General features: G+C 74.9%; 10 protein-coding genes and 1 riboswitch. Of the genes, 5 read left to right on the top strand and 5 right to left on the bottom strand.

Annotation, left to right across the window (positions count from 1 at the left end; genetic code table 11):
* Positions 1 to 45 precede the first annotated feature (45 nt).
* The gene (locus HDA41_RS31955) at positions 46 to 1,617 is read left to right on the top strand and encodes an IucA/IucC family protein (protein WP_184990148.1); all 1,572 of its coding nucleotides are present in this window, start codon (positions 46 to 48) and stop codon (positions 1,615 to 1,617) included.
* Between the two features lie 16 nt (positions 1,618 to 1,633).
* Here HDA41_RS31955 and HDA41_RS31960 read toward each other — a convergent pair whose 3' ends face one another.
* Entirely contained in the window at positions 1,634 to 2,389 is a 756-nt protein-coding gene (locus HDA41_RS31960; RefSeq protein ID WP_184990150.1) for a hypothetical protein, read from the bottom strand.
* 194 nt (positions 2,390 to 2,583) lie between these two features.
* On the opposite strand from HDA41_RS31960, the gene cbiE reads away from it, so the two are divergent.
* Complete coding sequence (gene cbiE, locus HDA41_RS31965) at positions 2,584 to 3,846, top strand: precorrin-6y C5,15-methyltransferase (decarboxylating) subunit CbiE (protein WP_184990152.1); 1,263 nt, start codon at positions 2,584 to 2,586, stop codon at positions 3,844 to 3,846.
* Positions 3,843 to 4,592: a precorrin-4 C(11)-methyltransferase gene (gene cobM, locus HDA41_RS31970; protein ID WP_184990154.1), complete on the top strand. Its 750-nt coding sequence runs from the start codon at positions 3,843 to 3,845 to the stop codon at positions 4,590 to 4,592. The genes cbiE and cobM overlap by 4 nt, the downstream gene beginning before the upstream one ends.
* A gap of 28 nt (positions 4,593 to 4,620) precedes the next feature.
* On the opposite strand, the gene HDA41_RS31975 is transcribed toward cobM, so the two are convergent.
* Positions 4,621 to 5,739: a cobalt-precorrin-5B (C(1))-methyltransferase gene (locus tag HDA41_RS31975; RefSeq protein WP_184990156.1), complete on the bottom strand. Its 1,119-nt coding sequence runs from the start codon at positions 5,737 to 5,739 to the stop codon at positions 4,621 to 4,623.
* Between the two features lie 18 nt (positions 5,740 to 5,757).
* Between HDA41_RS31975 and HDA41_RS31980 the strand changes: the two genes are divergently transcribed.
* Complete coding sequence (locus HDA41_RS31980) at positions 5,758 to 6,522, top strand: cobalt-precorrin-6A reductase (RefSeq protein WP_184990157.1); 765 nt, start codon at positions 5,758 to 5,760, stop codon at positions 6,520 to 6,522.
* A 52-nt stretch (positions 6,523 to 6,574) separates the two neighbouring features.
* Here HDA41_RS31980 and HDA41_RS31985 read toward each other — a convergent pair whose 3' ends face one another.
* The 3 genes from HDA41_RS31985 to cobG are packed head-to-tail and all read right to left on the bottom strand — an operon-like array spanning position 6,575 to position 10,034.
* The gene (locus HDA41_RS31985) at positions 6,575 to 8,083 is read right to left on the bottom strand and encodes a precorrin-2 C(20)-methyltransferase (RefSeq protein ID WP_184990159.1); all 1,509 of its coding nucleotides are present in this window, start codon (positions 8,081 to 8,083) and stop codon (positions 6,575 to 6,577) included.
* Positions 8,080 to 8,751: a precorrin-8X methylmutase gene (locus HDA41_RS31990; protein ID WP_184990160.1), complete on the bottom strand. Its 672-nt coding sequence runs from the start codon at positions 8,749 to 8,751 to the stop codon at positions 8,080 to 8,082. Before HDA41_RS31990 ends, HDA41_RS31985 begins: the two co-directional genes overlap by 4 nt.
* A complete protein-coding gene (gene cobG, locus HDA41_RS31995; protein ID WP_184993903.1) occupies positions 8,748 to 10,034 on the bottom strand; it encodes a precorrin-3B synthase in 1,287 nt (428 codons plus the stop codon). The genes HDA41_RS31990 and cobG overlap by 4 nt, the downstream gene beginning before the upstream one ends.
* Positions 10,035 to 10,135: 101 nt before the next feature.
* A riboswitch (cobalamin riboswitch) is annotated at positions 10,136 to 10,212 on the top strand.
* Between the two features lie 56 nt (positions 10,213 to 10,268).
* Between cobG and cobN the strand changes: the two genes are divergently transcribed.
* Entirely contained in the window at positions 10,269 to 13,895 is a 3,627-nt protein-coding gene (gene cobN, locus HDA41_RS32000) for a cobaltochelatase subunit CobN (protein WP_184990162.1), read from the top strand.
* Positions 13,896 to 14,128 lie beyond the last annotated feature (233 nt).

A 14,128-nucleotide genomic window follows, 5' to 3' on the forward strand; every position in this document is an offset into this window, starting at 1 on the left:
TCTCCGCCCGGAAGTCCGGAAATCCGGAAGGACCACAGGGAACGAGTGGAACGCGTGGACCTCATGCCCCCGCCCGACGGCGACGACTCCGCCCACGGCGCATCCGCCCAGGGTGCGTCGGCCCCCGGCGAGTCCGCCCAGGACGACCCGGTCACCGGCCCTCTCGCCGAACGGGCCGACGCGTACGCCGCCGTGCCGCTGCTGAACTGCCTGCTGCGGGAGGTGGCCGAGCCCGTCGAGCCGGGCGTGTACCGGCTGCGGACCAGCGGCCGTCTGCTGCGGGTGCGGGGCCGGCGCCGGCCCACCGGACCCGAGGTGCACGCGGACGGCGCCTGGCACCCCCTCACCCACGCCGAACTGGTCAAGCTCACTGCCGAGGAACTCCGCCGCCGAACCGGCCTGTCCAACTCCGAACTGCCCGCCGAGATGATCGACAGCCGGGACGCCGTCGCCGCGCTGCTGGCCGCCCGCGCCCGGGCGGTCCCGCCCGACGACCCCTATCTGCGCTCCGAGCAGTGCCTCCTCACCGGCCACACCCACCACCCGGCCCCCAAGGCGCGCGGCGGCGGCCCCGCCGCCGGCTGGCTGCCGTACGCGCCCGAGGCGTACGCCCGCTTCCCGCTGACCCTGCTCGGGCTGCGCGAGGACACCGTCGTCGAGGAGGGCGACACCTCGGCCCTCGACGCCCTCGGCACGGCCCCGCCCGGCTACCGGCTGCTGCCCGCCCACCCCTGGCAGCTCGAACTGGCCGGTCCGGAGCTCGCCGGCGCCTTCGCGGACGGCAGACTCGTCAGGCTCGGCACGACCGCCTTCGACACCTGGCCGACGGCCGCGATCCGCACGCTCTACGCACCCGGGCCCGACCTCTTCCTGAAGTTCAGCCTGGACGTGCGCATCACCAACGACATCCGCCGGCTGTGGCGCCACGACCTGCTCGCCCTGCGCCGGACCGACGCGGCCGTCCGCGCCGCCTTCGAGACGTACGAAGGCCCCCCGGCCTGGCTCAGCGACCGCGGGTACCGCACCGCCGACTTCGCCTTCGAGGCCCTGGCCGTCCTCGTCCGGGACGGCTTCGGCGGCCGTCTCCTGCCCGGCGCGACCCCGCTGCTCGCCGCCGGTCTCGTCGAGGGCTTCGACGGCAACCCGCTCGACGGGGCCGCCGATCCCGAGGCCTGGTGGGCGGCGTACCTGGCGCAGGTGGTGCCCCCGGCCCTGACGGCCTTCGCCCGGCACGGTGTCGTCATCGAGGCGCACCTCCAGAACACCCTGGTCGCCGTGGACACCGGCGGCACGCCTGTGCAGGCGCTGTACCGGGACGCCGAGGGCGTGAAACTCCTGCCGCGGGTGTCGCGGGAGGCGGGCTGGGAGCGGCTCGTGTACTGCCTGGTCGTCAACCACCTCGGCGAGGTCGCCGGCGCCCTCGCGGAACGCCACCCCGGTTTCGACCCCTGGCCCGCCGCCCGCCGCGAACTCGCCCGCCACGACCTTCCGGAGATCCCCGCCCTGCTCGCCTCTGCCACCCTCCCCGGCAAGACGAACCTGCTGCTCCGCTGGACGGGGGCGGACGGCGCGGACGCGCGCTACCTGCCGCTGCCCAACCCGCTGCGCGGCACCTGAGAGCCGGGGCTCGCGGTCAGGGTGAGAGTGGCTGTCCTCGACCTGACGCCGTCGCCGTCGGGCCCGGCTCCGGGGCGGGCGGGGCCTCGTCGTCCATGTCCCCGCGCAAAGCGGCGATGACGAAGGCCGTCATGGAGGCCAGGCCGAGCAGCGCGAGCGGCCCCCAGATCGCCGGGACCGCCCAGAACGGCCAGCCGTTGGCGGCCTGCGCCCACAGGGTGAACAGGGCCGCGACGGCCATGCAGACGCCGTGCCACCGCACCACCACCCCCGCCTTGGCGTGGCGCCGGTCGCCCCGCGCGAACAGGGGCCACGCCCCGCCGGCCAAGGCGGGCAGACCGAACGCGAAACAGGCGAGCGCGCCGCCGAGGCGGTCCTCGGCCCGGCCCATGGGCCCGTGGGACGTCTGCTGCCGCCGCCCGTCGGCGTCCCGTACCTCGACGACGTGCCCGTGCCAGATCAGGCCGACGACCTTCTCGCCCGCCGCCATCTCCGACAGGACCGGATCGGTCTGCCGGAAGGTCACGTCCCAGGGCTTGCCGGAGGGCGGCAGCAGCTCCGCCTCCGGCGGGCGGTTGCGCTTGCCGCGGTTCAGGTCGGCCTTGCGGACGGTGAACTCCTGCTCCCACCGGCATCCCGACGCCTTCACCGGGACGGAGGCGCAGGCCGGCGCGGCACGGAACTCCCGCTCCCGGTCCAGCGCCCCGCGGACCTCCAAGGCCATGGCCACTGAGACGACGAGCGTCACGACCCCCATCAGCAGCCACGCCACGTTCCCCGGACCCTGCCGGCTCCCCGACCCCATCGTGCCTCCCCCTCGCAGGACTCCGAGCGCACCGTATCCGAACCCGTAGGTGTTCCCGAGCGGTCCGACGGCCCGATGGGGGCGCCACCCGAGCACAGGCGCGCTGGTCAGCGCCCAGTAGAGTGCGCCTCTGTTGCCCCCGAACCCCGAGGTATCGCGCAGTGACCCCCGCAGCTTCCGCACCGACCGCCGCCGTGACCGTCGTCGGGCTCGGGGCCGACGGCTGGGCGGGACTGCCCGACGCCTCCCGCACCGCACTGCGCGAGGCCGAGGTCCTGATCGGCGGACCCCGCCAGCTGGATCTGCTGCCGCCGGAGTGCACCGGGCAGCGTGTCGCCTGGCCCTCGCCGCTGCGCCCCGCCGTCCCCGGCCTGCTCGCCGCGCACGCCGGCCGCCGGATCGCCGTACTGGCCAGCGGGGACCCCATGTTCTACGGCATCGGCCGCGCCCTCGCCGAGGAGACCGGCGCCCTGCGCGTCCTGCCGCACCCCTCCTCCGTCTCCTACGCCGCCGCCCGGCTCGGCTGGCCGCTGGAGGACGTGCAGGTCGTCACGCTCGTCGGCCGGCCCGCCGCCCGTCTGGCCGCCGCCCTGCACCACGGCCGGCGCCTCCTCGTGCTCAGCGCGGACGCCACCACCCCCGGCGAGGTCGCCGCCCTGCTGCGGGACCGGGGCTTCGGGCCCAGCCGGATGCGCGTCCTCGAACAGCTCGGCGGCGAGGAGGAACGCACGACCGGCGAGGTCACCGCCGACGACTGGCCAGGGGCGGAGCAGCCCGGTGATCCGCTGAACATCGTGGCCGTGGAGTGCCGCCGCGCCCCGCACGCCCTGCGGCTCGGCGCCGTGCCCGGGCTCCCCGACGAGGCGTACGAGCACGACGGGCAGCTCACCAAGCGGCACATCCGCGCCGCCACACTCGGCGTGCTCGCCCCCGCACCCGGCGAACTGCTGTGGGACATCGGCGGCGGCTCCGGCTCGATCGCCGTCGAGTGGATGCGCACCCACCCCGCGTGCCGCGCGGTCACCGTGGAGCGGGACCCGGCGCGCGCCGAACGGATCACCCGCAACGCCGACCGGCTCGGCGTGCCCGGACTGCGCGTCGTCACCGGCGCCGCGCCCGCCGTCCTCACCGAACTCCCGCCGCCCGACGCCGTGTTCGTCGGCGGCGGTCTCACCGCGCCCGGCCTCCTCGACGCGTGCTGGGAGGCGCTGCCCGGCGGCGGGCGGCTGGTCGCCAACACCGTGACGCTGGAGTCCGAGGCGCTGCTCGCCGACGCCCACCGGCGTCACGGCGGCGAACTGGTGCGGCTCGCGGTGGCGCACGCCGTGCCGGTGGGAGGTTTCACCGGGTGGCGGCAGGCGATGCCGGTGACCCAGTGGGCCGTACGGAAAACGCTCGACACCTCTTCGGGAGCAGACAGATGACCGTGTACTTCATCGGTGCCGGGCCCGGTGCCGCCGACCTGATCACCGTGCGCGGCGCCCGCACGCTCGCCGCCTGCCGGGTCTGTCTGTACGCGGGCAGCCTGGTCCCGCGCGAACTGCTCGCCGAATGCCCGCCGGACGCCCGGCTGGTGGACACCGCGCAGCTCGACCTGGACCAGATCACCGCCGAGTTGCTGCGCGCCCACGAGGAGGGGCACGACGTGGCCCGGCTGCACTCCGGGGACCCCGCCGTGTTCAGCGCGGTCGCCGAGCAGATGCGGCGGCTGGACGCGGCCGGGGTGCCCTACGAGGTCGTCCCGGGCGTCCCCGCCTTCGCCGCCGCGGCCGCTTCCCTGAAGCGGGAGCTGACCGTACCGACCGTCGGCCAGACCGTGATCCTCACCCGCGTCGCCAACCGGGCCACCGCCATGCCCGAGGGAGAGGACCTGGCCACCCTCGGCCGCAGCGGTGCGCTGATCGTGCTGCACCTGGCCGCCAAGTACGTGGACCGTGTGGTCGCCGAACTCCTCCCGCACTACGGCGCCGACTGCCCCGCCGCGGTCGTCGCCTACGCCTCCCGCCCGGACGAACTGATCATCCGCGGCACCCTCGACGAGATCGCGGGGAAGACGAAGGAGGCCGGTGTGCTGCGCACGGCCGTGATCATGGTGGGGCGGACGCTCGGGGCGGAACAGTTCCGGGACAGCCACCTGTACTCGCCGGAGCGGGAACGCCACGTGTGCTGACAGCGGTGAACGTCCACGGCCCCCGCCGTCAGGCCGGCGCGCTGCGCCCGACCACCGTCCCCGCCCGGTCGATGCAGATCACGTCGACCACGACCGGCGCCCCGCGCAGCACGGCCAGGGCCTCGTCGCGGGCGGTCGTGGCGACCAGGTCGCCGAGCGGCACCCCGGCGGCCAGGCACGACTGGAGCGCGGCGAGCCCGGTGTTCGCGTCCGCCACCTGTGCGGCCAGTGCCTCGTCCGCGCCGCCGCGCCTGGCCAGCCCGGCGAGGAAGCCCTTGTCGACCTGGGAACGGGCCGAGTGCAGGTCGAGGTGCCCGGCGGCGAGCTTGGAGAGCTTGGCGAAGCCGCCGCAGATCGTCAGGCGGCCGACGGGGTGGCGGCGGATGTACTTCAGCACGGCGCCCGCGAAGTCGCCCATGTCGAGCAGGGCGTCCTCGGGCAGCCCGTACTCGGCCACGACCGTCTTCTCCGACGTCGACCCGGTGCACCCGGCGACATGGGTGCGCCCCGCCGCCCGCGCGACGTCCACGCCCCGCCGGATGGAGTCGATCCACGCCGAGCAGGAGTACGGGACGACGATGCCGGTCGTGCCCAGGATGGACAGGCCGCCCAGGATGCCGAGCCGGGGGTTCCAGGTGGAGCGGGCGATCTCCTCGCCGTGGTCGACGGAGACGGTGATCTCGATATCGCCCGAGCCGCCGTGCCGGGCGGCGACCTCGGCGACGTGCTCGCGCATCATCTGGCGGGGGACCGGGTTGACGGCCGGTTCGCCGACGGGCAGGGGCAGGCCGGGACGGGTGACGGTGCCGACCCCCGGGCCCGCCTTGAACACGACCCCGGACCCGGCAGGCAGCCGCCGTACCGTGACCCGGACCAGCGCGCCGTGCGTGACGTCCGGGTCGTCTCCGGCGTCCTTCACGACCCCCGCCGTCGCGTGCCCGTCGCCCAGTTCCTCGACGGCCAGTGCGAACGACGGCGTCTGCCCCTTCGGCAGGCTGATCGTCACGGGGTCGGGAAACGCGCCGGTCAGCAGGGCGGTGTACGCCGCCGTCGTGGCCGCCGTCGCACAGGCGCCGGTGGTCCAGCCGGGCCGCAGGCCGGTGTGCTCCAGCTGGGCCCTGCGGCCGCCCTTCACTTCGCTGCTCATGAACGGACCTGGACTTCCATGCGCGTACTGATTCTCGGCGGCACCACGGAAGCCCGCCGTCTTGCCGAACTGCTCCACGACACGCCCGGCCTGACCCTGACCAGTTCCCTCGCCGGGCGGGTGGCCAGCCCCCGCATGCCGCCGGGCGAGGTCCGGATCGGCGGCTTCGGCGGGGCGGAGGGGCTCGCCGCGTGGCTGCGCGAGCACCGGGTGGACGTGCTCATCGACGCCACCCACCCTTTCGCCGGGACGATCAGTTTCCACGCGGCGCGGGCCGCCGCCACCGCCCATGTTGCCCTGCTCGCCCTGCGGCGCCCCGGCTGGGTCCCCGTCGCGGGCGACGACTGGCACGACGCCGGCTCCCTGGAGGAGGCCGCGCGGCTGCTGCCCGCGCTCGGCCGGCGCGTGTTCCTCACGACCGGGCGGATGGGCCTGGCCGCGTTCGCCGCGCTGGACGACCTGTGGTTCCTGGTCCGGTCCGTGGACGCGCCCGAGGCCCCGCGCCCGGCCCGCATGGAGGTGCTGCTCGACCGCGGCCCCTTCACGCTCGACGGCGAACGCGAACTGCTGCGCCGGCACCGCGTCGACGTCGTGGTGACCAAGGACAGCGGCGGAGCGGCCACCGCCCCGAAGCTGACCGCTGCCCGGGAGGCCGGACTCCCGGTCCTCGTGGTCCGCCGCCCCCCGGTCCCCGAGGGGGTCCCGGTCGTGACCGGGCCGGAGGAGGCGGCCCGGTGGGTCGGGGAGTTGTCCCACGGACGCGGCTTCCCCGCCGGCGGCTGAGAACGAGCCCGGCCCGCCGCCAAGCCGGAGGCGAGCCGGCCGCCGCGTTCTCTCACGCCTCCGGATACCGGCGCGGCGTCCACACCATCTCCTCGCCGTCCCCGCGCCGTACGGCCCGGGTCTGGGAGGAGCCGACCAGCAGGATCGTGCGCATGTCGACCTCGGCCGGATCGAGGTCGGCCAGCCGCACGATCCGGACGCGTTCCCCGGTGCCGCCCACGTCCCGTGCCACCACGACCGGGGTGTCCGGCGCCCGGTGCTCCAGCAGCAGCTCCCGTGCCTTGGCCACCTGCCAGGTGCGGCTGCGCGAGCCGGGGTTGTACAGGGCGAGCACCAGGTCCGCCGAGGCCGCCGCGTGCAGCCGTTCGGCGATGACCTCCCAGGGCTTGAGCCGGTCGGAGAGCGAGATGGTGGCGTAGTCGTGGCCGAGCGGGGCGCCCGCGCGGGCCGCTGCCGCGTTGGCGGCGGTCACGCCCGGCAGCACCCGCACCGGGACGTCCGCGTACTCCTTGTGGGACGCGGCCTCCAGGACGGCCGTCGCCATGGCGAAGACGCCCGGGTCGCCGCCGGAGACGACCGCGACCCGCCGCCCGCGCCGGGCCAGGTCGAGGGCGAACTCGGCGCGCTCCGACTCGACCCGGTTGTCCGAGCCGTGCCGGACCTGCCCGGGCCGCCGCGGCACCCGGTCGAGGTAGGTCGTGTAGCCGACCAGGTCGTCGGCGGCGGCCAGCGCACCCCGGGTCTCGGGCGTCAGCCACAGCGGACCGGCCGGCCCGGTCCCGACCACGACGACCTCGCCCCGCTCCCGGGCCTCGGGCCGCTCGGTGTCCACCTGGCTCGGCAGCACGGCCACCGAGAAGTACGGCACCGACTCCGCGTCCACGTCGGCCAGTTCGGCGAGCCGCTCCCCGGCCATGGTGGCCCGCTCGACGTACCGGGCGTCGCCCAGCCGCCCCGAAGCCTCCAGCGCGCTGCGCACCTTGGTGAAGGTCCGGCCCAGCTTCATCACCACGGCCGCGTCGGTCGAGGCGAGCCGTGCGGTCAGCTCCTCCTCGGGCAGGGTGCCCGGCAGGATGGTGAGCACCTCCTCGCCCTCGGCGAGCGGCGTGCCCAGCCGCGCGGCGGCGGCGGACACGGACGTGACGCCGGGGATCACCTCGGTGTCGTAGCGGTCGGCGAGCCGCTTGTGCATGTGCATGTAGGAGCCGTAGAAGAGCGGATCGCCCTCGGCGAGGACCGCGACCGTCCGCCCCGCGTCCAGGTGCGCGGCGAGCCGGGCCGACGCCTCGGCGTAGAACTCCTCCATGGCGCCCTTGTAGCCGCCCGGATGGTCGGTGGTCTCGGTCGTGACCGGGTAGACCAGCCGCTCCTCGATGTGGTCGGCGCGGATGTGCTTCGCCGCGATCGAGCGGGCGATCGACCGGCCGTGCCGGGCGCTGTGGTACGCGATCACGTCCGCCTCGGCGATGACCTCCACGGCCCGTACGGTCATCAGGGACGGGTCCCCGGGGCCGAGCCCGACCCCGTACAGCCGCCCCGCTGTGGACTGCTCGCCGCTCACTCTTCCTCACTCGCGATCGCGTTGAGCGCGGCGGCGGCGATGGCGCTGCCCCCGCGACGGCCGCGCACGACCAGGTGCTCGAGACCGGACGGATGCGCGGTGAGGGCGTCCTTGGACTCGGCGGCCCCGACGAAGCCGACCGGCACGCCGATCACGGCGGCCGGACGCGGAGCACCCTCCTCGATCATCTCCAGCAGCCGGAACAGCGCGGTCGGCGCGTTGCCGACGGCGACCACCGAGCCCTCCAGCCGGTCCCGCCACAGCTCCATCGCGGCGGCGCTGCGCGTGGTGCCCAGCTTCGCGGCCAGCTCCGGCACGGACGGGTCGGAGAGCGTGCAGAGTACGTCGTTGCCGGCGGGCAGCCGCTTGCGCGTCACCCCGCTGGCCACCATCTGCACGTCGGTGAAGATCGGCGCGCCCGTGCGCAGGGCGGCACGGGCCCGGGCGACCACGGCCGGCGTGTAGGCCAGGTCCCGTACGAGGTCGACCATCCCGCAGGCGTGGATCATCCGGACCGCGACCTGGCTGACGTCGGCGGGCAGGGCCGCGAGGTCCGCCTCCGCGCGGATGGTGGCGAAGGACTGGCGGTAGATGGCCGCGCCGTCCTTCTCGTAGTCGTACGTGGTCACGGTGGTCTTCTCGCTGCTCTCGGTCGTCGTACGGGTCATGAGGTGATCTCCGCCAGGGCGGCGGCGAGTCGGGCGGGGTCGTGCATCGTGGTGGTTCGGGGGCCCTCGCCGTGTACGGCGGTGGAGAGCCGGTAGCCGCCTCCCGGTTCGGCGACCACGTCCACGCGGTCGCCCCGGGGGTGCCCGCAGCGGCGTTCGCAGCCGGACCAGTACAGGGGCAGGCCGTGCGGGGCGATCGCGCCGAGGGTTCCGGCCGCGTCGGTCCGCACGTCCGCCTGCGACTTGGCGCATCCGGGCCTGCCGACGCAGGCGCCGACGCGTAGCCAAGGGGAGTGGGGGTCGGTGACGAGCCCGGTGGCGGCGAGGCGGTCGAGGGACTCGTCGGCGTGGGTCCCCTGTGTGGGAAGAACCACACCGCGCCACGGCGTCAGACGCAGCTCACCGGCGGCCACGCGTGCCAGTTCCCGCCATTGGTCCGCCAAGAGCCTTCCCAGAGGGACGTGCACGGAGAGGGCGTCACCGACCACCCCCGGGGGCGGTCCGTCCGCGTGGCCGGTCTCCCGGCCCCGACGCTCGTGGCGGATGCCCTCGGCGGTCAGACGCCGGCCGACCGCAGTGAGCAACTCGTCGTCAGGGAGGGCGAGTTCCTCCACGCGCCAGACCCGCGCTCCGCTCGACCGCGCCGCATCCAGGAAGGTCTCCGCGGCCAGCAGCGCGGCCCGGGCAGCCTCCTCGGCGGAGACGCACAACACCTCTCCGGCCGCTCCGAGGGCGAGGTGCGCACCGCCGTCCGCCGTCGCCCGTACCGTCACATCGGCACCGAGACCGGCCACGTCCCCGCGTCCGTCGTCGAGTGCGAACAGGAAACGCCCCGACAAGGCTTGCGCCGTCTCGCTCGCGCACAGCGCCGTGTCGAGGGCCGTCAGCCAGGGCCGTACGTCCAGCGCGCCCCGCCCGTCGAGACCGGACAGCGGCGAGGCCACGATGTTGCGCACCCGCTCGTGCCCGCGCGAGGGCAGCAGCCCGGCGGCGTCCAGCAGCCCGGCCAACTCCCCGCCGCAGCCGTCGTCCAGGCCCCGCAGCTGCACGTTGCCGCGCGAGGTCAGATGCAACTCCCCGTCGCCCAGCCGCTCCGCCGCGTCGGCGAGCGCATCCGCCTGGCGCACGGTCAGAACGCCGCCGGGGACCCGGACACGGGCCAGCGCGCCGTCGTCCGCCGCGTGCAGCCGCAGCGTCCCCGGGCAGGCGTCACCGCGGTCCCGGGAGACCGCTGTGGCCTGGGGCGATGAACGGAGGGCAGGCGTGGACATGGCGGCGAGCATACCTACCATCACACCCGGTGTATGCCCCGCCCTTTTCCCCCGCCCCTTACTATGCTCCTCGGTGGATCATCCGGTCCGCCGACGCCACGACGGCGACAGGGGAGGAAGCCCGGTGCGAGTCCGGCGCGGTCCCGCCACTGTAAGCCCGGCCCCCACCGGTCGGGCGAGCCAGGAACTCCCGCCGTCCCACCACCCGCCCGGGGCGCGGACACCCCGAGGAAGGCCAGCCGCCGCATGCTGCACTCATCCGGGGAACGCCCCCCGCACCCCCACGTCCTGCTCCTGTCGACCTCCGACACCGACCTGCTCAGCGCCCGCGCGGCCGGCGGTCCGGTCCCGTACCGCTTCGCCAACCCCTCCCGCCTCGACCTCGACGACCTCCCCGCCCTCCTCGACGGCGCCGGCCTGGTCGTCGTCCGTCTCCTCGGCGGCATCCGGGCCTGGCAGGACGGACTCGACCTGCTCCTCGCCGACGGCCGCCCGGTCGTCGTCCTCACCGGCGAACAGGCCCCCGACGCCCAGTTGATGGCGTCCTCCACGGTCCCCATCGGCATCGCCGCCGAGGCCCACGCCTACCTCGCCCACGGCGGCCCGGCCAACCTGGAGCAGCTCGCCCGCTTCCTCTCCGACACGGTCCTGCTCACCGGCCACGGCTTCGAGGCACCGGCGGCCGCCCCCACCTGGGGCCCGCTGCCCCGGGAGGACCGGGAGACCGACGGCCCGACCGTCGCCGTGCTCTACTACCGGGCCCACCACATGAGCGGCAACACCGCCTTCGTCGGCGCCCTGTGCGACGCGATCGAGGACGCGGGCGGCCGGCCCCTGCCCCTGTACGTCGCCTCCCTGCGCGCCCCCGAGCCGGAGCTGATCGAGGAACTGCGCGCCGCCGACGCCATCGTCACCACCGTCCTCGCCGCCGGCGGCACCAAGCCCGCCGAGGCATCGGCCGGCGGCGACGACGAGTCCTGGGACGCGGGCGCGCTCACCGCCCTCGACGTACCGATCCTCCAGGCCCTGTGCCTCACCGGCTCACGGACCGCCTGGGAGGAGAACGACGAGGGCGTCTCCCCGCTCGACGCGGCCAGCCAGATCGCCGTCCCCGAGTTCGACGGCCGCCTCATCACCGTCCCGTTCTCCTTCAAGGAGATCGACGCCGACGGCCTCCCCGCCTACGTCGCCGACCCCGAGCGCGCCGCCCGGGTCGCCGGAATCGCCGTACGCCACGCCCGGCTGAGCCACATCCGGCCCGCCGACAAGCGCCTCGCGCTGGTCCTGTCCGCCTACCCGACCAAGCACTCCCGCATCGGCAACGCGGTCGGCCTGGACACGCCCGCCAGCGCGATCGCCCTGCTGCGCCGGCTCCGCGACGAGGGCTACGACTTCGGAACGGACACGGAGGTGCCGGGCCTGGCCTCCGGCGACGGGGACGAGCTGATCCGCGCGCTGATCGAGGCGGGCGGCCACGACCAGGACTGGCTCACCGAGGAGCAACTGGCCCGCAACCCGGTGCGGATCCCGGCGGCCGACTACCGCCGCTGGTTCGCCACCCTCCCCGGGGAACTGCGCACGGCGGTGGAGGAGCACTGGGGCCCGGCCCCCGGCGAGATGTTCGTCGACCGCAGCCGCAACCCGGAGGGCGACATCGTCCTCGCGGCCCTGCGCTTCGGCAACCTGCTGATCCTCATCCAGCCCCCGCGCGGCTTCGGCCAGAACCCGATCGCGATCTACCACGACCCGGACCTGCCGCCCTCCCACCACTACCTGGCCGCCTACCGCTGGATCGCCGCCCGGGCCGAGGACGGCGGCTTCGGCGCCGACGCGATGATCCACCTGGGCAAGCACGGCAACCTGGAGTGGCTGCCCGGCAAGAACGCCGGCCTGTCCGCCGCCTGCGGCCCCGACGCCGCCCTCGGCGACCTCCCCCTGATCTACCCGTTCCTGGTCAACGACCCCGGCGAGGGCACGCAGGCCAAGCGCCGCGTCCACGCCACGCTCGTCGACCACCTCGTCCCGCCCATGGCCCGCGCCGACTCCTACGGCGACATCGCACGTCTGGAGCAACTCCTCGACGAGTACGCCCAGATCTCCTCCATGGACCCCGCCAAGCTCCCGGCGATCCGCGCCCAGATCTGGACCCTCATCCAGGCCGCCCGGCTCGACCACGACCTCGGCCTGGAGGACCGCCCGGACGACGACGGCTTCGACGACTTCCTCCTGCACGTCGACGGCTGGCTCTGCGAGGTCAAGGACGCCCAGATCCGCGACGGTCTGCACGTCCTCGGCAACCCGCCGCAGGGCGCGGACCGCGTCAACCTCGTCCTCGCCATCCTCCGCGCCCGCCAGATCTGGGGCGGCGCCACGGCCCTGCCCGGCCTGCGCGAGGCCCTCGGCCTGGACGAGTCCGCCGCGACCCGCACGAGCGCCGACGAAGCCGAGGAGCAGGCCCGCGCCCTGGTCCAGGCGATGGACGACGCGGGCTGGGACCCGGCCGCGGTTCCCGCCGAACACGGCGAACAGGTCGCCGCCGTCCTGGAGTTCGCGGCCCGTGAGGTCGTGCCGCGCCTCGCCGCGACCACCGCCGAGATCGACCACACCGTGCACGCCCTGGCGGGCGGTTTCGTCCCGGCGGGCCCCTCGGGATCACCCCTGCGGGGCCTGGTCAACGTCCTCCCGACGGGCCGCAACTTCTACTCCGTCGACCCCAAGGCGGTCCCCTCCCGCCTCGCCTGGGAGACGGGCCAGGCCCTCGCCGACTCCCTCCTGGAGCGCTACCGCACCGACAACGGCGACTGGCCCACCTCCGTCGGCCTCTCCCTGTGGGGCACGAGCGCGATGCGCACCGCCGGCGACGACGTGGCGGAAGCCCTCGCCCTGCTCGGCATCCGCCCCGTCTGGGACGACGCCTCCCGCCGGGTGACGGGCCTGGAGCCCGTCCCGTACGAGGAGCTGGGCCGCCCCCGGATCGACGTCACCCTGCGCATCTCGGGCTTCTTCCGGGACGCCTTCCCGCACACCGTCGGCCTGCTGGACGACGCCGTACGCCTGGCCGCCTCGCTGGACGAGCCGGCCGAGGCCAACCACGTACGGGCCCATGTCCAGGCGGACCTGGCGTCCCACGGCGACGAACGCCGCGCCACCACCCGCATCTTCGGCTCCCGCCCCGGCACGTACGGCGCCGGCCTGCTCCAGCTCATCGACTCCCGCGACTGGCGCACCGACGCCGACCTCGCCGAGGTCTACACCGTCTGGGGCGGCTACGCCTACGGCCGGGAACTCGACGGCCGCCCGGCCCGCGAGGAGATGGAGACCGCCTACAAGCGCATCGAGGTCGCCGCGAAGAACACGGACACGCGCGAGCACGACATCGCCGACTCCGACGACTACTTCCAGTACCACGGCGGCATGGTGGCGACCGTCCGGGCGCTGCGCGGCACGGCTCCCGAGGCGTACATCGGCGACTCCACCCGCCCCGAGACGGTCCGCACCCGCACCCTCGTCGAGGAGACCTCCCGGGTCTTCCGGGCCCGCGTGGTCAACCCCAAGTGGATCGAGGCGATGCGCCGCCACGGCTACAAGGGCGCCTTCGAACTCGCCGCCACCGTGGACTACCTCTTCGGCTACGACGCCACCACCGGCGTGATCGCCGACTGGATGTACGACAAGCTCACCGAGACCTACGTCCTGGACCCGGCCAACCGCGAATTCCTCCAGCAGGCCAACCCCTGGGCGCTGCACGGCATCGCCGAGCGCCTGCTGGAGGCGGAGTCCCGCGGCATGTGGGAGAAGCCCGACCCGGCGGTCCTGGAGGGGCTGCGGCAGGTCTACCTGGAGACGGAGGGGGACCTCGAGGGCGACGGGTGACCGTCCCGCACTGATGCGCGGGGCGTCTACGGGAGCGGGGCCGTCAACCGGCTCTCCAACGGCGGCTATGCGGCGGCGACCGGCAATCTGCGGGCCGCTGAGGACACTCTGCGGGAGGAATTCGGGGTGACCAAGCCGCACCTGTTCTTCGTGCTGAGAGCCGAGGAGTAGGTCGACCCCGCCACCGTCGCGTCAGCGGGCGCGGGCTTGCGGCCGGGCCGCATACGTCGTGC

The sequence above is a fragment of the Streptomyces caelestis genome (assembly GCF_014205255.1).
Lineage (GTDB): Bacteria > Actinomycetota > Actinomycetes > Streptomycetales > Streptomycetaceae > Streptomyces > Streptomyces caelestis.